Source organism: Streptomyces sp. NPDC051578 (genome assembly GCF_044454045.1).
Taxonomy (GTDB): domain Bacteria; phylum Actinomycetota; class Actinomycetes; order Streptomycetales; family Streptomycetaceae; genus Streptomyces.
The window spans coordinates 248,059-267,498 of the sequence record NZ_JBITDH010000007.1; the positions used below are offsets into that span (position 1 = coordinate 248,059).

Here is a 19,440-nt window from a genome sequence, read left to right on the forward strand (position 1 = left end):
CGTGGTCCGTCGTCGTCCGTCAGTGGCGCTTCTGGGAGAGCTGGAAGGCGTCCGCGGCGATCCGGGTGGCGGCCGACCTCGTCGCCCGGGCGAGCAGGTCGCTGCGGATGGCGCCCCCGTCTGCCAGGTGGCGGTCGTGCGGCAGGACGTGGACGCTCGCGCCGGTGGTCCGCAGCGTGCGTACCGCCTCCTCCACGTCGATGCCCGCGTGCGGGGCCTGCTCGGTGAGGACGACGACCGTGCCGGCGATCACGTGCGGGGGCAGGCCCTGCATCCACTGGAGCACCGCGTACGTGCTGGCGACGCCGTCGAGGGTGGCGGGGGTGGCCAGGACGCGGGCCTGGGAGGCGGAGAGCGCGACGCGGGCGACCTCGGCGGGCAGCGTCTCGCAGTCGACGACCGTCACGCCGAAGTAGCGGCGCAGGGCGACCATGGCCCGCTCGTAGGAGCGGGTGTCGAGCATGGCGCCGATCTGGCCCTGGCTGCCGGGCAGCAGCCAGGCGTTGTCGCGGAGCTGGACGAGGTAGCCGGTGACGTCGAGCAGCGACATCTGCGGCTCGATGATCCCGGCGAGGTCACCGGTGGTCCAGCGCAGCGACTCGGCGCCGAGCCGGATGGGCAGCGAGCCGAGGGCCGGGTCGGCCTCGACGAAGAGCACCGGGTCCTGGCGGTAGTGCGCGTACGTCGTGCCCAGCAGGGCGGCGACCGTGGACTTGCCGGCGCCGCCGCGGATGGAGGTGACGGCGATCTGGCGGCCGGTGGTCACGGGCTGCTGGAGCAGCTCCGCGGTGCGGGAGGCTTCGGCGACCTCGCGGGAGACGGATGCGGAAACGGTTCGCCAGATCGCGGCGGCGGCACGGGACACGAAGGGCTCGCCGTTGCGGGGCTTGCGGCCCGCGCGGACGAGGCCGGGGTCGACGGCGGGGCGGGAGTCGAGCGTGCGACCCGGACGGCCCGCGGCCTCTCCGGCGGCGCCCTGCGGGTACCCGTACGCGGCGTGCGGCTGCGCGGCGTGGGGCTGCGCGGCGTGGGGCTGCGGGGCGGCGGCGTGCCCGGGCGGCGCCTGGGCCGGGTAGCCGGGCGCGGGGGTTCCGGCGCCGTGGGCCGCGCCGTGGGCCGGGGCCGGGGCCGGTACTGCACCGTGGGCCGGGACCGCGCCGTGGGCCGGGACAGTCCCGTGGGCCGGGGCGGGGGTCGAGCCCTGCGCCGGGACCGCGCCCGGGCCCGGCGCCGCGCTCGGGGCCGGGGTCGCGGCCTGCGGGTCCGGCCGGACCGGCTCCTGCCCCTGGGGGTGCGGCTGCTGGGCCCAGCCCCTCAGGTCGCGCAGGACATCGCCCTGCCAGTTCTCTCCGCTCGGCATCCCTGCCCCTACCCCTCTCGTACCGACCTGCCGCCCCGCCCGGAGCCGCCTGCGAGTTGACTCAGAACTTGTCGAGCAGCTGCCCGTAGATGCCGAACACCCCGACACCCAGCGGGAACAGCCCCACGACCCCCACCGACTCCACGAAGTCGGCGGTGCGCCGCAGCCGGACCTGCACGTGTTCGGGCGGCTGCACGGCGAGTCCGAGCAGCGGCAGCAGCGCGGCCACGCACAGTACGACGATCGCCCCGGTACCGCCGCCGTGCCCGATCCACAGCACCACGAGGCGTACGAGCAGCACCGCCGCCGCGGCCAGCAGCGCCACGACCTCGGCGACCAGCGGGAACGCCCGCGCCCGGGACAGCAGCACCACCGCGACGAGCGACGGCAGCACCACGGTCCACACGTTCGGCTCCGCGGCCAGCGTGAGCAGCCAGCCCGCGGTGGCGGCCGAGACGGCGGTCGCGACCGTCGCGAGGGCGAGGCCGCGGTGCGTGGCGGCGAGCGCGTTGCCCACCTGGTGGCGGCTGACGGAGGTCCCCCCGGAACGCGTGTCGTCCAGCGCGGTCAGACCGGAAGCCATCAGCGCGAGCCGCGGCAGCAGCCCGAGCAGCAGTACGGAGAACAGGGCCATGACCGTGCCCAGCCGCGCCGGGTCGCCCTGGACGGCGGCGACGGCCTCCCACACGAGGGTGATGACGGCGACGGCCCCCGCACCGATGAGCCCGCCACGGCCGAGCGGGGAGAAGTAGCCGAGCATGACGAGCGTCACGAGCAGTGCCCCCGCGACGGCGGCGAGCCGCAGTTCCCAGGGCCAGTGGTGGGCGTCGGCGGCGGTCCACGCCGTGAGCACGCCGAGCCCGCCGGAGGCGAACAGCAGCGCGGTGGCGAGGCCCCGGTTGCCCTGCCCGATCCGGGCGCCGACCGCACCGGCGGCGAGCAGCACGAGCGTGACGGCCAGCAGGGCGGCGGCCAGGGAGCCGAGGGCGACCTCGCGCCGGGCGAGCAGCGCGGCGGTCATCGTGAAGACGACGGTCGCGACCCCGGCGCTGCCCCTGCGGGCGGCGGGACGCCAGCGCCACGCCCGCAGGTCGAGGTCGTCGGCCACCAGGTCGGTCACGTCGTGCACGACGGGGGCGGGCGGCGCCGAATGGATCCTGACGAGCCGTAGGACCGCGCCGTCGGCTATGCCGGCCGAAGCGAGGGTGCTGTCCTGCGGGAGTGCGGAGCCGTCCGAGGTCAGCAGTTGGCGCGTCATCGGCCGCGAGGCGGCCCGGTCGTCGAGCAACTGGAGTATGTCCGGGAGCAGCTGCCCGATCGGCGTATCGGAAGGCAGGACCATGTCGGCCCGGCGCCGCTCGCCGACCAGGGTCACCCGGGACAGCTGTGCTCGGGAAGTCGTTGCTGTGCTCACCACTTGCAGGAACCTACCATCGCGGTGTCGCGGGCCTCGGGGACGGAATTTCTACGAGCCGCTCGGCCGGGGGGACTTCACGGCGGGCGAGGACGGCGATTTCGACGGCTTCGGCGATTTCGAGGACGGGTGTCCCGACGCGGGCGGGACCACGGCCTTCGACGCGGCCGGCGAGCCCGCCGGTCCGGGCGGCGGGCCGGGCGTCTGCCCGTACTGCTGCATCTGGCTCTGTTGCTGTTGCTGTTGCTTCTGCTGCTCGGCCTTCTGCTTCGCCAGCGTGGCCTGGATGAAGGACCATCCGACGCACCCCGCGCACAGGACGGCCGCGATGGCTATGCCCGCGAACATCTTGCCGAGGCGTTCGTCCGCGGTGCGCCGCGCCCGCTGCGCGCCGAACAGCAGCGCGTCGCGCATCCTGCGCCGGCGTACCGCCACCGACTCCAGCAACTGGCTGTCGTAGTCCCGTGCCATGTGCCGTCCGCCGCCTCCCCCGTGTTTTGCCTCTGCAACATAAAGCATTTATCAGCTTGGAACACGCGCGGCCCTCTTAAGATCCTCCTCCAGCAGTAGGGTGGTTTCTTTGCTAACGCATTACTCTTGTTCATGACGGCCGCGTCCCGCGGCCAACGGAGGAGTGAGATGAGGAGCAGTAACCCGGTCTTCTCGCGACGGGGGTTCAGCCGCGACACCGGCGGCTACGCGGGCTTTGACGCGCAGCAGGCCGGGACCGCGACCAACCCGTACGCGACGAACCCCTATGCCGCGGACGCCGTCACCGGCATGCCGCAGGCGCCGGCGCGCACCCACGCGATGACCATGGACGACGTCGTGAGCCGTACGGCCATGACGCTCGGCACCGTGGTGCTCACCGCGGTCATCTCCTGGATCGCGCTGCCCGTCGACCCGGCGAACATCAACAAGTCGTACGGCATCGCCATCGGCGCCGCGCTCATCGCGATGGTCCTGGCGCTCGTCCAGTCGTTCAAGCGCACCCCGGTCCCCGCGCTGATCCTGGCGTACGCGGCCTTCGAGGGCGTGTTCCTCGGTGTCATCAGCTCGGCCACCAGCACCTACATCGGTGCGGGCGTGGTCATCCAGGCCGTGCTGGGCACCATGTGCGTCTTCGCGGCCGTGCTGTTCGCGTACAAGATGCGCTGGATCCGCGTCACGCGCCGTTTCACGGGCTTCGTGATGGCCGCTGCCATGGGCTTCATGCTGCTCATGGTCGTGAACCTGCTGTTCTCCCTGTTCGGGGGCGGCGACGGCCTCGGCTTCCGCAGCGGCGGCCTCGGCATCCTGTTCGGTGTCGTCGGCGTGATCCTCGGCGCGTGCTTCCTCGCCATGGACTTCAAGCAGGTCGAGGACGGCATCGCGTACGGCGCCCCGCGCGAGGAGTCGTGGCTGGCGGCCTTCGGCCTCACCCTGACCCTGGTGTGGATCTACCTGGAGCTGCTGCGGCTGTTCCAGATCCTCTCCGGCGACGACTAGATCCGGCCGGTTCCGGCAGTCCGGCAGCCCCGGAAGACCCGGCGCGGTCCGGCAGGCCCGGAAGACCCGGCAGAGGAAGGCCCCGCGAGCGCGTGCGCTCGCGGGGCCTTCCCGCGTCGTGGAGTGGTACGGATCGAAGCGGTACGGATGGGGGTCGGTCGGGGGACTTGTCGGGGGCAGCGGCTCAGCCGAGTCTGCGGGCGGCCCTGCGCAGGTCGTACTCGTGGATGATCGCCTTCGCCTGGCCGTACGAGAGGTCGTGCGCGCCGCGAAGCCAGCTGACCTTCTCCTCGAACCGGACGAGGGAGGGGCCGTCGTCCACGGTGCGCAGCCAGTCGGACACTTCACGACCGGTGGTCAGGGGGATTCTGTCGATCATGTTGCGGTGTGTCTGCTCCGAGAACTCTACGGACATGGGCGCCTCCGGAGGTATCGCCTTGTTCTCTTCACGACACCGTGCCTCAGCGTTCGCCCGTTGGCAATGGCGCCGGGGCGGCGCGTAAGGTCGGCCGGGTGCTCGATACTTCGCCCCTGACCGCCGCCGTCGAACGTTTCGCCGACCGGCTGCGGTCCGCCCCGCAGAGCCGGCTCCAGCGTGGCGCCGCCGCCGAGGCGCTGGAACTGGCCCGCGAACTGGCCTTGCGGGCCCAGCGGCTGGAGGACCGGGTCCGGGACCCGCAGGGGGCGGCTCCGGCGCGCGTCGTGCCGGACGAGGGCGTCTTCGTGGTCGGGGACCAGGTGGCCGTCACCGGCCAGGACCTCGCCGAGGCGCTGCGCGGCATCCGCGAGGGGGAAAGCGGAACGGCCCCGTCCGAGATGCTGGACGAGGCCGTGCGGCTGGTGGAGCAGGCAGAACTCAGAGCGATGCGATGACGCGGTCCGCGAGGATGTAGACGTTGCTGTCCGGGTCCTCGGAGTCCCCGCAGGAGAACGTGAGGGCGTAGGCGCCGGAGATCCCCGAGCCGCCCAGCAGGACCGGCGCGGTACCCGAGCGCAGCGCCTCCGCCAGCCGCTCCGCGGTCTCGCGGTGCCCCGGGGTCATGCAGAGCGTGGTGCCGTCGGCGAAGACGTACACGTCCAGCGTGCCCAGCGGGCCCGGCCGGACGTCCGCGAGGGCCGTACGGGCCTCCGCGAGCTCCTCCAGGCGGCTGACGGTGCGCTCGTGGTCCACGCCCGGGTGCGGGGCCTGGACGGGGACGAAGTCGGGGTGCGAGGGGTGACGCCGGCGGGCCGCGGCCAGCTCGGCGGAGTCCTCGGGGTACTCGTCCAGGAGGTCCTCGCCCAGGACCGGCTCCAGGCCCACCAGGTCCGCCTGCCGGGGCAGGAAGAGCGGGCTGTCCTCGCCGAGACCGGGCAGCCCGCCCAGCAGCGAGGTCGGGGCCTCCCCGGCGAAGCTGGGAGAGGCGTCGGCGGCATCGCGGGCCTCCTGCGCGGCCCAGAAGGCCCGCGCTTCGGCCAGCTCCCGCTCCCGCTCCTCCGCGAGGGCTTCGGCGACGGCGGCTCGTATCTCGGCGGCGGGGGACTCCACGGCGCTGCGGGCGTGCGGCACGGTCGCTCCGCGCGGGTGGGCCGGCATCGCCAGCTCGCCGCGCAGGGCCGTGACCTGCTTACGCAGACCGTGTACGGCGTGCAGCGCAGCGGCGCCCACGGCCGTGGCAGCGGCCGTGGTCAGCAGCAGGGCAAGAGACATGGCGCTCACTGACTAACTCCTGGTTGATTCGATCCCCCGACTTCCTACATCAGCTTGACGTGTGCTGGGAATGGCATGCAGTGCATTACGTCATGAATTGGACAGGCCATAGGTCCCCCGGAGGTCTGACGCACGTCCCTGACCTGGGGAAATGCCGATCCCCCAGGACATAGGTCACATCCTGGGGGAGATTCGGTCACAGGTCGGCCGCGACGGGGTTGGAAACCGGGCGCACGCGCCCCGTGCCCCGGGGTGCACCGCGGGGCGCGCCCCTCCTGTCTCGGGGCGCTCCTACCCTCCGCTACGGCTCAGCTCAGCCGCTCGTTTTTGTGGTCGCGCTGTGCTTCGCCACCGCTGCGGGCAGGTGTGCCCCTCGTGCCTCGGGGCGTCCCTACCCTCCGCTACGGCTCAGCTCAGCCGCTCGTTTTTGTGGTCGCGCTGTGCTTCGCCACCGCTGCGGGCAGGTGCGCCCCTCGTGCCTCGGGGCGTCCCTACCCTCCGCTACGGCTCAGCTCAGCCGCTCGATGACCATGGCCATGCCCTGGCCGCCGCCCACGCACATCGTTTCGAGGCCGAACTGCTTGTCGTGGAACTGGAGGCTGTTGATCAGGGTGCCGGTGATGCGCGCGCCGGTCATCCCGAACGGGTGACCGACGGCGATGGCCCCGCCGTTGACGTTCAGCTTCTCCAGCGGGATCTCCAGGTCCCGGTAGGACGGGATGACCTGCGCGGCGAACGCCTCGTTGATCTCGAAGAGGTCGATGTCGCCGACCGTCAGGCCGGCCCGCTTGAGGGCCTGCTTGGAGGCCTCGACCGGGCCCAGGCCCATGATCTCGGGGGACAGGCCGGTCACGCCGGTGGAGACGATCCGGGCCAGCGGGGTCAGGCCCAGCTCGCGCGCCTTCGTGTCGCTCATGATCACCAGCGCGGCGGCGCCGTCGTTCAGGGGGCAGCAGTTGCCGGCCGTCACCAGGCCGTCGGGGCGGAACACGGGCTTGAGGCCCTGCACGCCCTCCAGCGTGACGCCCGCGCGTGGGCCGTCGTCCGTGGAGACGACCGTGCCGTCCGGGGTCGTGACCGGGGTGATCTCGCGCGCCCAGAACCCGTTCTTGATGGCTTCCTCGGCCAGGTTCTGCGAGCGCACGCCGAACTCGTCCATGTCCTGGCGGGTCACGCCCTTGAGCCGGGCCAGGTTCTCGGCGGTCTGACCCATCGCGATGTACGCGTCCGGGATCAGGCCGTCCTCGCGCGGGTCGTGCCAGGACGCGCCCTCGCTCTGCGCCACGGAGGCGGTGCGGGCCTCGGCGTCGGCGAACAGCGGGTTGTGGGTGTCCGGCAGGCCGTCGGAGGAGCCCTTCACGGAGCGGGAGACCATCTCGACGCCCGCCGAGATGAACACGTCGCCTTCGCCCGCCTTGATGGCGTGCAGGGCCATGCGGGAGGTCTGGAGGGACGAGGAACAGTAACGGGTGATCGTGCAGCCCGGCAGGTGGTCCATGCCCATCTGCACGGCCACGATGCGGCCCAGGTTGTGGCCCTGCTCGCCGCCCGGGAGGCCGCAGCCCAGCATCAGGTCGTCGATCTCGCGCGGGTCCAGCTCCGGGACCTTCGCCAGGGCGGCCTGGATGATCGTCGCGGTCAGGTCGTCCGGGCGGACGTCCTTGAGGGACCCCTTGAAGGCGCGCCCGATGGGCGAGCGGGCGGTGGAAACGATGACTGCTTCGGGCATCGGGGCTCCAAGGGGGTGCGTTGCGGCTCGTACCGGACCAGCATGTGAAGTTACCGGCCCGTACCGTCGAGGTCACCGGCCTCGCGGTGTGATGAGGACCGCACCGGCGCGGCCGGCGGGGGAGCCGGGCGGCCGGCGGTGCCCCCGGTGTCCCGCCCGGCGGCGGGAGGGCGGCCGCCTCAGGGGCCGGAATCCCGCGTCAGGGGCGGGAAACCGGGGCGTCGTCCGTGCTGTCCGTGGCCCCGGTGGCCCCGGTGGCCCCGGTGGCCCCGGTGGCCCCGGTGGCTCCAAGACGCCCGGCGGCTGCGCCCGTACCGCCCGCCTCCGCCGGTTCCGCCGCCTCGGCCGGCTGGCCGATCGGCTCCGACTCGGGGACCCGCCGACGCCGCCGGTGCTTGAGCAGGGCCCACGGGCCGCGGGCCGGGGTGACCTCCGTGCCCGCCTCGCCCGCCGCCGCGGAGGCGGCCTCCGCCACCGGCAGCAGGTCCTCGTCGCGGGACACGTCGAGGCGGTCCGATCCGGGCCACAGGCCCAGCGCCGCGCACAGGGTCGGCAGGACGGCCATGGCGGCGGTCGCGTACCCCTCCGCCGACGGGTGGTAGGAGTCCGGGCCGAACATCTCGCGCGGGTTCGCCGCGAACTCGGGCCCCAGCAGGTCCCCCATCGACACCGTACGGCCGCCCAGGGCGACCACGCCGATCGTCTGGGCGGCCGCCAGCTGGCGCGAGGCCCGGCGGGCCAGCATGCGCAGCGGCTGGTAGACCGGTTCGATCGTGCCCAGGTCAGGGCAGGTGCCGACGACGACCTCCGAGCCCGAGAGCCGCAGCCTCCGTACCGCCGCGGTCAGCAGGCGGACCGACTGGGTGGGCGGCATCCGGCGGGTCACGTCGTTCGCACCGATCATGATCACGCACACGTCCGGGGCCGGGGCGTCGCCGTCCAGCAGCAGCCCCACCTGGCGGTCGAGGTCGTCCGACATCGCTCCCGACAGGGCCACGTTGCGCAGCTCCACCGGCCGCTCGGCCACCGCCGCCAGGCCCGAGGCAAGCAGGGCGCCCGGCGTCTGCCGCGCCCGCCGGACCCCGAGACCGGCGGCCGTGGAGTCGCCCAGCATGCCCAGCCGCAGCGGACCGGGACTAAGCTCGGGACCACCGAACTCGCTCCCGTACACCCCGTCCGCGCGGGGCGGATCGGGCAGGCCGGTGCCCACCGTGCGCTTGGCGAACTGGACCTCCGCCAGTACAAGTCCCACCGCGGCGACTCCGAGCAGCCCGAGCCCGCCTCCTCCGTACGCCGCGCCCGCCGCGATCCGGCGGGCCGTCCTCGCCCTGGACACCTTTGGGCACCTCGCTTTCCTGCCGGTCCCGATGACCTTCCTGCCCCGTAGAGCCGGTCAGCCAATCCCTTTCCGCATACTCTGGCCGGACCTCCCGGAGAACCCGTGGAGTCCCCTCCTTGGAGAACATGGTGCAATTCCACGACTCGATGATCAGCCTCGTCGGCAACACCCCGCTGGTGAAGCTCAACCGTGTGACCGAAGGCCTGCAGGCCACCGTCCTTGCGAAGGTCGAGTACTTCAATCCCGGTGGATCCGTGAAGGACCGGATCGCCGTCCGGATGATCGAGGCCGCCGAGCAGAGCGGTGCCCTCAAGCCCGGCGGCACCATCGTGGAGCCGACCAGCGGCAACACCGGCGTAGGACTCGCCATCGTGGCCCAGCAGAAGGGCTACAAGTGCATCTTCGTCTGCCCTGACAAGGTGTCCCTGGACAAGATCAACGTGCTGCGCGCGTACGGCGCCGACGTGGTCGTCTGCCCGACCGCCGTCGATCCGGAGCACCCGGACTCGTACTACAACGTCTCCGACCGCCTCGTGCGCGAGACGCCGGGCGCCTGGAAGCCCGACCAGTACAGCAACCCGAACAACCCCCGTTCGCACTACGAGACCACCGGTCCCGAGCTGTGGGAGCAGACGGACGGGAAGATCACGCACTTCGTGGCCGGCGTGGGCACGGGCGGCACGATCTCGGGTACCGGCAACTACCTCAAGGAGGTGTCCGGCGGCAAGGTCAAGGTCATCGGCGCCGACCCCGAGGGCTCCGTCTACTCGGGCGGCTCCGGCCGTCCGTACCTGGTCGAGGGCGTCGGCGAGGACTTCTGGCCGACCGCCTACGACCGCAACGTGACCGACGAGATCATCGCGGTGTCCGACAAGGACTCCTTCCAGATGACGCGCCGCCTCGCCAAGGAGGAGGGCCTCCTGGTCGGCGGTTCCTGCGGTATGGCGGTCGTCGCCGCGCTCAAGGCCGCCGAGGGCCTGGGCCCGGACGACGTGGTCGTCGTCCTGCTGCCCGACAGCGGCCGCGGCTACATGAGCAAGATCTTCAGCGACGAGTGGATGGCGGGCCACGGCTTCCTGGAGGAGGCCGGACCGTCGGCGCGCATCGGTGACGTGCTCGCGGACAAGGAGGGCGCCATGCCGTCCCTCGTCCACATGCACCCCGAGGAGACGGTCGGCGAGGCCATCGAGGTGCTGCGCGAGTACGGCGTCTCGCAGATGCCGATCGTCAAGCCGGGCGCCGGTCACCCGGACGTGATGGCGGCCGAGGTCATCGGCTCCGTCGTCGAGAAGGAACTGCTGGCGGCGCTGTTCGGGCAGCGGGCCTCGCTGGGCGACCCGCTGGAGAAGCACATGAGCGCGCCGCTGCCGCAGGTCGGCTCGGGCGAGCCGGTGGCCGAGCTGATGGCGGTACTGGGCGAGGCGGACGCGGCGATCGTGCTGGTGGAGGGCAAGCCCACGGGTGTCGTCAGCCGCCAGGACCTGCTCGCGTTCCTCGCGAAGTCGGGCAAGTAGGCCGGTCCGCCGGGTGACGGCCGGGCGCCGGTTGCCGGTTCGCCGGGTGACGACCGGGAGGCCGGTCGGGCTTTCGGTCCGGCCGCTGCTTTAGGCCGTCGGTATGCCCCTCGTGCGGCCCGTCGCCCAAACGGTACGGGCCCGACACGTGACGGCAGCACCGGCTTAACACGCCTCCGGCACAGTGGTGGTTGTCGGCGGGGGAGCGGCAAGAGCCCCGGCCGACACCACCGAACGGCGTTGGCGTACCTCCGGAGCGGCTCCCGGACCGCGTGAACGCCACGGACGCGGACGGCCCTGACCCGGCCCGTGTCCCGCGCGGGGACCGCCGTCGTCCCGCCCCCCGGGCAACCGGGGGTGCGGCGGTTCCCGCGCACACCCCTGTCCACGGGGACTCAGTGCGACGGGGCGCCCCGGCCGGGTCGGTCACGGCGCGGCAGTCGCCCCGCTGCATGGGCGAAGTTCACCGCCACGATGCCCGCCCAGGCGACGAGCAGTCCCGGCAGGTGGGCCTGGGCGGCGGCGATGGCCGTCAGGGGAACCGCCAGTACCAGCGTGATGACGGCGAAGCCGAACCGTTCGCCGAAGCCGCCGTCCGCCGAGGGCCCGGCGGGGTCGTCGCCACGGGCGGCCGCCATCCGGTCCTCCGCCAGCCGGCGTCTGACCTGCGTGTGGACCTTGTCGACGAACGAGTCCACCAGCGCGGACTCGTACTCCGGCCCCAGCTCCCGGCGCGCGTCCAGCGTCGCGTCGAGTTCCTTCTTCAGCTCCTGGCGCTCCATGCGCCCACCGTAGGGACCTCCGTGCTCCCCGGCACTGGGGGTAGCCCCCGTCTCGCGCGCCGGCTCTCGTCTCGCGGAGCGGCCCGCGGCTTGCCGTCCTGCATAACCACATGCAGAGTGCTCGGTGACTGAATATTCACCGGTACGGGGACGGAGGGGACGGGATGAGCGACAGCCCGGCCGCGAGGCTGCAGAAGCTGTTCGAGGGACACCGGCTGACGCCGACCCAGCGACGGATCGCGCACTGCATGGTGCGGGGGGCCGCGGAAGTGCCCTTCCTGTCGAGCGTGGAGCTCGCGGAGCTGGCCGGGGTCAGCCAGCCGTCGGTGACCCGTTTCGCGGTGGCGCTCGGCTTCGACGGGTACCCCGCGCTCCGCCGCCACCTGCGCGAGGTGGCCCCGGCCGAGCGGCCGGAGGGCGGCGGGGAGGACCCGTACAACGAGTACCAGCAGGCCGTCCAAGGGGAGATCGAGAACCTGCGCCGGCTCTCGGCCATGCTCGCCGACCCCGCCCCCGTCCAGGAGGCGGGCCGGCTGCTCGCCGGTTCCCGCCCGCTGCCGGTGCTCGGCCTGCGCGCGGCGTCCTCGCAGGCCAGGGGTTTCGCGTACTTCGCCGCGAAGGTCCACCCGGACGTACGGCTGCTCGACGAGGGCGGTTCGATGCTCGCCGACCGGATCGACGCGGCGGTGACGGCCGGGGCGTCGGCGATGCTGTGCTTCGCGCTGCCCCGACATCCCCGGGAGGTGGTCGAGGCACTGGAGCACGGCCGGGCGGCCGGGCTGACCGTGGTGACGGTCGCCGACTCGGCCTTCGCCCCGGTGGCGCGCCACTCGGACCTGCTGATCCCGGCCCCGGTGGGCACGGGCCTGGCCTTCGACACCGCCTGCGCCCCGATGCTGCTGGGCCGCGTCCTGCTGGAGGCGATGGCCGACGCCCTCCCCGACGCCCAGTCCCGCCTGGAGGCGTTCGACGCGCGGGCGGTGTCGCGGGGGCTGTTCGTGGAGTGAGGGGGCCGGGGAGGCTCCGGGGCCGCGGACACGGACCCGGGCTCCGCCCCCTCACAGCAGCGCGTCCCGCCTCCCGCCTCCCGCCTCCTCGACCAGCGAGGTCACGGGCTGGACCGGCCGGACCAAGGCGAAGCGGACGTCCCCCGGCGCGGCCCCGGGCGCGGTCAGGGTGAAGCCGTGGACGGCCGGGCGGGGCAGGCTGTTGTAGCCGTAGTGGGCGGTGAAGAAGTAGGCGCCCGTGTCCGGGACCCCGATCAGGTCGCCCGGCGACAGTTCCGGCAGCTCCCGGGCCGTCGCCAGCAGGTCTCCCGCGAAGCACGCCGGGCCCGCGATGTCCTGGGCCAGCGGCGGGCCGGTCAGCGGGGCGCCCTTGATGTCGTACGGGAGGATCCGCAGCGGCCAGGACGCCGGGGCGTACACCGTGCGGGTGGCCAATTGCACCCCCGCGTGGGTCACCGCGATGCGCCGGCCGCCCGTCGCCTTCGTGTACTCGACCCGCGCCAGGATCAGCCCGTGCTTGGCCAGCAGGGACCGCCCGAACTCGGTGACCAGGCCGTAGCCCCCGTCGAACAGGGCGGGGACGGCCTCCCGCAGCGCCGCCACGTACTCGGCGTACGTCGGGGCGGTGGCGTCCGAGGCGAAGTTCACCGGGAGGCCGCCGCCGATGTCGAGGGTGTCGACCTGGCGCCGGCCGGCGGCCGCGTTGATCTCCTGCGCCAGCGCGTGCAGTTCCCGCACGCCCTGTGCGATCAGGGCCAACGGCACGCCCTGCGACCCGGAGTGGGCGTGCAGCCGGGTCAGCCAGGGCCGGGCCAGGTAGGCCTCCACCAGCCAGGCGCGGGCCCCCGCATCGCGCAGCGGGACCCCGAACTTGGAGGTGGCGGTCGCCGTCGAGAGGGCGTCGATCGTGCCGGCGCCCGTCTGCGGGTTGACCCGGACGCCGACCGGCGAGCGGGGCGGCCCCGCGGACACCAGGGCGTCCAGCCGCTCCAGCTCCTGCCGGTTGTCCACGTTGACGGCGATGCCGAGGGCGAGGGCCTGGCGGAGCTCCGCCACCGTCTTCGCGGGCGAGTCCAGGACGGTGGCCTCCGGCGCCACCCCGGCCGCCCGGGCCAGCGCCAGCTCCCCGGGGCTCGCCACCTCGCAGCCGATCCCCTCGTCGGCGAGCAGCCGCAGTACCGGGACCAGCGGGGCGGCCTTCACCGCGAAGGCGTGCAGGACGGGGGTCCCCGGCGCGAGCACCGAGGCGAAAGCGCTGTTCAGGGCCTGGGCGGAGGCGCGGATCCCGGCGGTGTCCAGGAGGCAGACCAGCGGCTCCGCCGCCTCCGCGCCGCCCACCAGGCCCTGTTCCACGGCGGCTCTGACGGCCAGGTCGCGCCGCCGGGCGGCGGAGCGCGCCGACCGGTCGAAAGCGCCGGCGGGAGTCGTCTCGGAAGCGCTGTCGCAAGCCATGACCGCATCCCATCATCCGGCGCGGTGGCCCGCAGCTGTTGACTGGATCTATTCATGCAGCGAGGATGTGAATGGATTGACCAACATCGGAGGAGGCACCGCCATGTCAGGACCCCGCCCCGTACGTGCCGCGCGAGGCACCGAGCTCAGCGCCCTGGGATGGCAGCAGGAAGCCGCCCTGCGGATGCTGCAGAACAACCTCGACCCCGAGGTCGCCGAGCACCCCGACAAGCTCGTCGTCTACGGAGGCACCGGCAAGGCCGCCCGCGACTGGCGCTCGTACGACGCGATGGTCCGCACCCTGCGCACCTTGAAGCAGGACGAGACGATGCTCGTCCAGTCCGGCCGCCCGGTCGGCGTGATGCAGACGCACGAGTGGGCGCCGCGCGTCCTGCTCGCCAACTCCAACCTGGTCGGCGACTGGGCCAACTGGGAGGAGTTCCGCCGCCTGGAGCACCTGGGCCTGACCATGTACGGGCAGATGACCGCCGGTTCGTGGATCTACATCGGCACGCAGGGCATCCTCCAGGGCACCTACGAGACCTTCGCGGCCGTCGCGGCGAAGCTGCATTCGATCGGCAAGGGAGGGGTCGGCGGCACCCTGGCCGGCACCATCACCCTCACCGCCGGCCTCGGCGGCATGGGCGGCGCCCAGCCGCTCGCCGTGACGATGAACGACGGCGTCGCGATCTGCATCGACGTCGACCCGCGCGCCATCGAGCGCCGCATCGAGCACCGCTACCTGGACGTGAAGGCCGACAACCTGCGGCACGCGCTCCAGCTCGCGGTCGAGGCGCGCGACGCCCGCAAGCCGCTCTCCATCGGCCTGCTCGGCAACGCGGCGGACCTGCTCCCGCAGATGCTCGCCGAGGGCGCCCCGATCGACATCGTGACGGACCAGACCTCCGCCCACGACCCGCTCGCCTACCTGCCGACCGGCGTCGCCTTCGACGACATGGCCGACTACGCGGCCAAGGACCCGGCGGGCTTCACCACCCGCGCCCGCGAGTCGATGGCCAAGCACGTCGAGGCCATGGTCGGCTTCATGGACGCCGGCGCCGAGGTGTTCGACTACGGCAACTCCATCCGCGGCGAGGCCCAGCTGGCCGGCTACGAGCGCGCCTTCGCCTTCCCCGGCTTCGTCCCCGCCTACATCCGGCCGCTGTTCTGCGAGGGCAAGGGCCCCTTCCGCTGGGCGGCGCTGTCCGGCGAGGCGTCGGACATCCACAAGACCGACAAGGCGATGCTCGAACTCTTCCCGGAGAACGAGTCCCTGCACCGCTGGATCAAGATGGCCGGCGAGCGCGTCCACTTCCAGGGCCTGCCCGCACGCATCTGCTGGCTCGGCTACGGCGAGCGCGACAAGGCCGGCGAGCGCTTCAACGACATGGTCGCCTCCGGTGAGCTGGCCGCCCCGCTCGCCATCGGCCGCGACCACCTCGACTGCGGGTCGGTGGCCTCCCCGTACCGCGAGACCGAGGCCATGCTCGACGGTTCCGACGCGATCGCCGACTGGCCGCTGCTCAACGCCATGGTCAACGTCGCCTCCGGCGCCTCCTGGGTCTCCATCCACCACGGCGGCGGCGTCGGCATGGGCCGCTCGATCCACGCGGGCCAGGTCTCCGTCGCCGACGGAACGAAGCTCGCCGGCGAGAAGATCCGCCGCGTCCTGACCAACGACCCCGGCATGGGCGTCATCCGCCACGTCGACGCCGGCTACGACATCGCCGAGACGGTGGCGGACGAGCGCGGCGTGCGCGTCCCGATGCGCGAGGGCGACGCGTGACCTCGCACACCCCCGACCACGGCGCCGCCGGAGCCCCGGCCCCTGCGGCGCCCGGGGGCGCCCCCTCCTTCCACAGCATGTGGAAGGAACTCGCCCCCATCGGCCGGAACGCGGACACGGGCGGGTACCGCCGGTACGCGTGGACCGGCGCGGACGCCGACTGCCGGACCTGGTTCCGGGAGCAGGCCCTGTCCCGCGGGCTCACGTACGAGACCGACCGCAACGGCAACCAGTGGGCCTGGCTCGGCGACCCCCTCGCGGGGGACGCCGTCGTCACCGGCTCGCACCTGGACTCCGTCCCCGACGGCGGCGCCTTCGACGGCCCCCTCGGCGTGGTGTCCTCCTTCGCGGCCCTGGACGAACTCCGCGGCAGGGGTGCGGAGTTCTCCAGGCCGCTGGCCATCACCAACTTCGGCGACGAGGAAGGGGCCCGCTTCGGTCTCGCCTGCGTCGGCTCCCGGCTCACCGCGGGGCAGCTGACCAAGGAGAAGGCGTACGAGCTCCGCGACGGGGACGGCGTGAGCCTGCCCCGGGCGATGGAGGCCGCCGGACACGATCCCGACGCGATCGGGGCCGACCCCGAGCGCCTCGCCCGGATCGGCGCCTTCGTCGAGTTGCACGTCGAACAGGGACGGGCCCTGGACCTGTCCGGCGACCGCGTCGGCATCGCCTCCGCGATCTGGCCCCACGGGCGCTGGCGCTTCGACTTCCGCGGCGAGGCCAACCACGCCGGCACCACCCGTCTCGTGGACCGGCGCGACCCGATGCTCACGTACGCGGCGACCGTCCTGGCCGCCCGCACCGAGGCGGCGCTCGCCGGGGCCGTGGCCACCTTCGGCAAGATCGCGGTCGAGCCCAACGGGGTCAACGCCATCCCCTCACTCGTACGGGGCTGGCTCGACTCCCGCGCCACCGACCAGGCCACCCTCGACACGGTCGTCACCGCCATCGAGAAGGCCGCCCACGAGCGCGCGGAGCAGGACGGGATCGACCTGGCCGTGGTCCGGGAGTCCTTCACCCCCGTCGTGGAGTTCGAGCACGCGCTGCGCGACGAACTGAACCGGATCCTGGGCGGGGCCGTCCCCGTCCTCGGAACCGGGGCCGGACACGACGCCGGAATCCTCTCCGCCGCCGTCCCGACCGCGATGCTGTTCGTACGCAACCCCACCGGCGTCTCCCACTCGCCGCGGGAGTTCGCCGCCGAGGACGACTGCGTCGCCGGAGTCCTCGCCCTCGCCGACGTACTGGAAGGTCTCGCGTGCCGTTGAAGACGTACTGGCTGGAACACGCCTGGCTCGGCAACCACGTCGAGCCGGGCGTCGCCCTGGAGGTGTCCGAGGACGGCCGGATCGCCGGGCTGGCCGGCGGCGTCCACGCCCCGCCGCGCGGCGCGGAAGCCCTGCGGGGCCTCACCCTCCCCGGCCTGGCCAACGCCCACAGCCACGCCTTCCACCGGGCGCTGCGCTCCCTCGTCCAGGTCGGCAGCGGCACCTTCTGGACCTGGCGCGAGTTCATGTACGAGGTCGCCCAGAAGCTCACCCCCGACACGTACTTCGCCCTGGCCCGCGCGGTGTACGCGGAGATGGCCCTGGCCGGCATCACCAACGTCGGCGAGTTCCACTACCTCCACCACGCACCCGGCGGCACCCCCTACGCCGACCCGAACGCGATGGGCGAGGCCCTGATCGAGGCGGCGGCCGCGGCGGGGATCCGGATCACCCTCCTGGACACCGCCTACCTCTCCGCCGGCTTCGGCCAGGAGCCGAACGCCCACCAGCGCCGCTTCTCCGACGGCACCGCCGACGCCTGGGCCGAGCGCGTCAGCGCCCTGCGCCCCCGCGAGCACGCCCTGATCGGCGCCGCCGTCCACTCGGTCCGCGCCGTACCCGCCGGCCAGCTCGCCACCGTGGCCCGATGGGCCGACGAACAGCGGGCCCCGCTGCACGTCCACCTCTCCGAGCAGACGGCGGAGAACGAGGCCTGCCAGGCCGCCCACGGCTGCACGCCCACGGAGCTGCTCGCCGAACACGGAGTGCTCGGGTCCCGCACCACCGGCGTCCACAACACGCACCTCACCGACCTGGACATCGGCCTCCTGGGCGGCACCGGCACCGGCACCTGCATGTGCCCCACCACCGAACGCGACCTCGCCGACGGCATCGGCCCCGCCCGCCAGCTCCAGCAGGCGGGCAGCCCCCTCTCCCTCGGCAGCGACAGCCACGCGGTGATCGACCTGCTGGAAGAGGCCCGGGCGATGGAGCTGAACGAGCGCCTCAGCAGCCGCACCCGCGGCCACTGGACGGCGAACGCCCTGCTCACCGCGGCCACCGCCGACGGCCACGCCGCCCTCGGCCTCCCCGATGCGGGCCGCCTGGAGAGGGGCGCCCTCGCCGACTTCACCACGATCGCCCTGGACTCCGTCAGGACCGCGGGGCCGCTGCCCCGACTGGGCGCCGAGACGGCCGTATTCGCCGCCTCCGCGGCGGACGTGCGCCACACGGTCGTGGGCGGCCGTCACCTCGTACGGGACGGGGTGCACACCCTGGTCCCGGACGTCCCCGCAGCCCTCGCCGAGTCGATCGCGGCCGTACGCGGCTGAAGGAGCCCCTGAACACCATGAGCACCACGGTCATCACCAACATCGCCAACCTGGTCACGAACGACCCCTCCCTCGGTGACGCTTCCCCCCTCGGACTGATCCCGGACGCGGCGGTCGTCATCGACGGCGACCGCATCGCCTGGGTCGGTGAATCCAGCAAAGCACCCGCCACCGACAACGCCTTCGACGCCGCCGGCCGGGCCGTGATCCCCGGCTTCGTCGACTCCCACTCCCACCTCGTCTTCGCGGGCGACCGCACCGCCGAGTTCAACGCCCGGATGTCGGGCCGCGCCTACTCGGCGGGCGGCATCCGCACCACCGTCGCCGCGACCCGCGCCGCCACCGACGCCGCCCTCGAAGCCAACCTGCTGCGCCACCTCGACGAGGCCCGCCGCCAGGGCACCACCACCTTCGAGACCAAGTCCGGCTACGGCCTCACCGTCGAGGACGAGGCCCGCGCCCTGCGCATCGCCGCCGCGCACACCGAGGAGGTCACCTACCTCGGCGCGCACATCGTCTCCCCGGACTACGCCGACGACCCCGCGGCCTACGTCGACCTCGTCACGGGCGACATGCTCACGGCCTGCGCCCCGCACGCCCGGTGGGTGGACGTCTTCTGCGAGAAGGGTGCCTTCGACGGCGACCAGGCCCGCGCGATCCTCACCGCCGGTGCCGCCGCCGGGCTCATCCCGCGCATCCACGCCAACCAGCTCTCCCACGGCCCCGGCGTCCAGCTCGCCGTCGAGCTCGAAGCCGCCTCCGCCGACCACTGCACCCACCTCACCGACGCGGACGTCGACGCCCTCGCACAGAGCACCAGCACCGTCGCGACCCTGCTCCCCGGCGCCGAGTTCTCCACCCGCGCCCAGTGGCCAGACGCCCGTCGGCTCCTCGACGCGGGCGCCACCGTCGCCCTGTCCACCGACTGCAACCCCGGGTCCTCGTACACGAGTTCCATGCCGTTCTGCATCGCCCTCGCCGTCCGGGACATGAAGATGACCCCCGACGAGGCCCTCTGGTCGGCCACCGCCGGCGGCGCCCGCGCCCTGCGCCGCACCGACATCGGGGTCCTGACCCCCGGCGCCCGCGCCGACCTGGCCCTGCTGGAAGCCCCCAGCCACGTCCACCTCGCCTACCGGCCCGGCGTCCCGCTGGTCTCCGCCGTCTGGCAGCGGGGCGTCCGCGCCGCCTGAGGGACGGGGCGCCGAACCGCCCGGGAGGCGGGCGCCGCACCGCCCCGGAACCGGTGCGGCGCCCCGCCGGAACACCCTCGTCCTTTG

The 19,440-nt window shown here is 73.3% G+C and carries 16 protein-coding genes and 1 pseudogene; 8 read left to right on the forward strand and 9 right to left on the reverse strand.

What is annotated here, in order from left to right; all coding sequences use genetic code 11:
- Positions 1 to 19 precede the first annotated feature (19 nt).
- The 3 genes and pseudogenes from ACIA6C_RS26340 to ACIA6C_RS26350 all read right to left on the reverse strand — a co-directional run.
- Entirely contained in the window at positions 20 to 1,360 is a 1,341-nt protein-coding gene (locus ACIA6C_RS26340) for a MinD/ParA family protein (RefSeq protein WP_399279426.1), read from the reverse strand.
- A gap of 61 nt (positions 1,361 to 1,421) precedes the next feature.
- On the reverse strand, positions 1,422 to 2,777 hold the full coding sequence (gene eccD / locus ACIA6C_RS26345; RefSeq protein WP_399279428.1) for a type VII secretion integral membrane protein EccD: 1,356 nt from the start codon (positions 2,775 to 2,777) through the stop codon (positions 1,422 to 1,424).
- A 177-nt stretch (positions 2,778 to 2,954) separates the two neighbouring features.
- A pseudogene (locus tag ACIA6C_RS26350) lies at positions 2,955 to 3,245 on the reverse strand (hypothetical protein); the annotation flags it as partial.
- Positions 3,246 to 3,413: 168 nt separating this feature from the next.
- Between ACIA6C_RS26350 and ACIA6C_RS26355 the strand changes: the two are divergent.
- Positions 3,414 to 4,262, forward strand: a complete 849-nt coding sequence (locus tag ACIA6C_RS26355) for a Bax inhibitor-1/YccA family protein (protein WP_361137127.1) — start codon at positions 3,414 to 3,416, stop codon at positions 4,260 to 4,262.
- A 184-nt stretch (positions 4,263 to 4,446) separates the two neighbouring features.
- On the opposite strand, the gene ACIA6C_RS26360 is transcribed toward ACIA6C_RS26355, so the two are convergent.
- Positions 4,447 to 4,677: a DUF4287 domain-containing protein gene (locus tag ACIA6C_RS26360; RefSeq protein WP_136213617.1), complete on the reverse strand. Its 231-nt coding sequence runs from the start codon at positions 4,675 to 4,677 to the stop codon at positions 4,447 to 4,449.
- Between the two features lie 98 nt (positions 4,678 to 4,775).
- On the opposite strand from ACIA6C_RS26360, the gene ACIA6C_RS26365 reads away from it, so the two are divergent.
- Positions 4,776 to 5,135: a hypothetical protein gene (locus ACIA6C_RS26365; protein ID WP_399279430.1), complete on the forward strand. Its 360-nt coding sequence runs from the start codon at positions 4,776 to 4,778 to the stop codon at positions 5,133 to 5,135.
- On the opposite strand, the gene ACIA6C_RS26370 is transcribed toward ACIA6C_RS26365, so the two are convergent.
- The 3 genes from ACIA6C_RS26370 to ACIA6C_RS26380 form a co-directional block, all read right to left on the reverse strand.
- Positions 5,119 to 5,952 carry a hypothetical protein gene (locus tag ACIA6C_RS26370; protein ID WP_361137253.1) on the reverse strand — a complete coding sequence of 278 codons (834 nt, stop codon included), beginning with the start codon at positions 5,950 to 5,952 and terminating at the stop codon, positions 5,119 to 5,121. The genes ACIA6C_RS26365 and ACIA6C_RS26370 overlap by 17 nt on opposite strands.
- A gap of 508 nt (positions 5,953 to 6,460) precedes the next feature.
- Positions 6,461 to 7,681 (reverse strand): acetyl-CoA C-acetyltransferase, encoded by a 1,221-nt coding sequence (locus ACIA6C_RS26375; protein ID WP_361137123.1) that lies wholly within the window; start codon positions 7,679 to 7,681, stop codon positions 6,461 to 6,463.
- 199 nt (positions 7,682 to 7,880) lie between these two features.
- Positions 7,881 to 9,017, reverse strand: a complete 1,137-nt coding sequence (locus ACIA6C_RS26380) for an SGNH/GDSL hydrolase family protein (RefSeq protein WP_399279432.1) — start codon at positions 9,015 to 9,017, stop codon at positions 7,881 to 7,883.
- 131 nt (positions 9,018 to 9,148) lie between these two features.
- Here ACIA6C_RS26380 and ACIA6C_RS26385 point away from each other — a divergent pair, with 131 nt between their 5' ends.
- Entirely contained in the window at positions 9,149 to 10,534 is a 1,386-nt protein-coding gene (locus ACIA6C_RS26385) for a cystathionine beta-synthase (RefSeq protein WP_366081262.1), read from the forward strand.
- 395 nt (positions 10,535 to 10,929) lie between these two features.
- Here the strand turns inward: ACIA6C_RS26385 and ACIA6C_RS26390 are convergent, their stop codons facing one another.
- Entirely contained in the window at positions 10,930 to 11,316 is a 387-nt protein-coding gene (locus ACIA6C_RS26390; RefSeq protein ID WP_399279434.1) for a hypothetical protein, read from the reverse strand.
- A gap of 164 nt (positions 11,317 to 11,480) precedes the next feature.
- Between ACIA6C_RS26390 and ACIA6C_RS26395 the strand changes: the two genes are divergently transcribed.
- Positions 11,481 to 12,323, forward strand: coding sequence for a MurR/RpiR family transcriptional regulator (locus ACIA6C_RS26395; protein ID WP_399279436.1), 843 nt, complete (start codon positions 11,481 to 11,483; stop codon positions 12,321 to 12,323).
- A 51-nt stretch (positions 12,324 to 12,374) separates the two neighbouring features.
- On the opposite strand, the gene ACIA6C_RS26400 is transcribed toward ACIA6C_RS26395, so the two are convergent.
- Positions 12,375 to 13,775 carry a diaminopimelate decarboxylase gene (locus tag ACIA6C_RS26400; RefSeq protein WP_399279438.1) on the reverse strand — a complete coding sequence of 467 codons (1,401 nt, stop codon included), beginning with the start codon at positions 13,773 to 13,775 and terminating at the stop codon, positions 12,375 to 12,377.
- A 103-nt stretch (positions 13,776 to 13,878) separates the two neighbouring features.
- On the opposite strand from ACIA6C_RS26400, the gene hutU reads away from it, so the two are divergent.
- The 4 genes from hutU (at position 13,879) to hutI (ending at position 19,353) form a co-directional block, all read left to right on the forward strand.
- Positions 13,879 to 15,561, forward strand: a complete 1,683-nt coding sequence (gene hutU / locus ACIA6C_RS26405) for a urocanate hydratase (protein WP_399279440.1) — start codon at positions 13,879 to 13,881, stop codon at positions 15,559 to 15,561.
- Between the two features lie 77 nt (positions 15,562 to 15,638).
- A complete protein-coding gene (locus ACIA6C_RS26410) occupies positions 15,639 to 16,829 on the forward strand; it encodes an allantoate amidohydrolase (RefSeq protein WP_399279542.1) in 1,191 nt (396 codons plus the stop codon).
- Positions 16,820 to 18,160 (forward strand): formimidoylglutamate deiminase, encoded by a 1,341-nt coding sequence (locus ACIA6C_RS26415; protein WP_399279442.1) that lies wholly within the window; start codon positions 16,820 to 16,822, stop codon positions 18,158 to 18,160. Before ACIA6C_RS26410 ends, ACIA6C_RS26415 begins: the two co-directional genes overlap by 10 nt.
- A gap of 17 nt (positions 18,161 to 18,177) precedes the next feature.
- Positions 18,178 to 19,353: an imidazolonepropionase gene (hutI, locus tag ACIA6C_RS26420; RefSeq protein ID WP_399279444.1), complete on the forward strand. Its 1,176-nt coding sequence runs from the start codon at positions 18,178 to 18,180 to the stop codon at positions 19,351 to 19,353.
- Positions 19,354 to 19,440 lie beyond the last annotated feature (87 nt).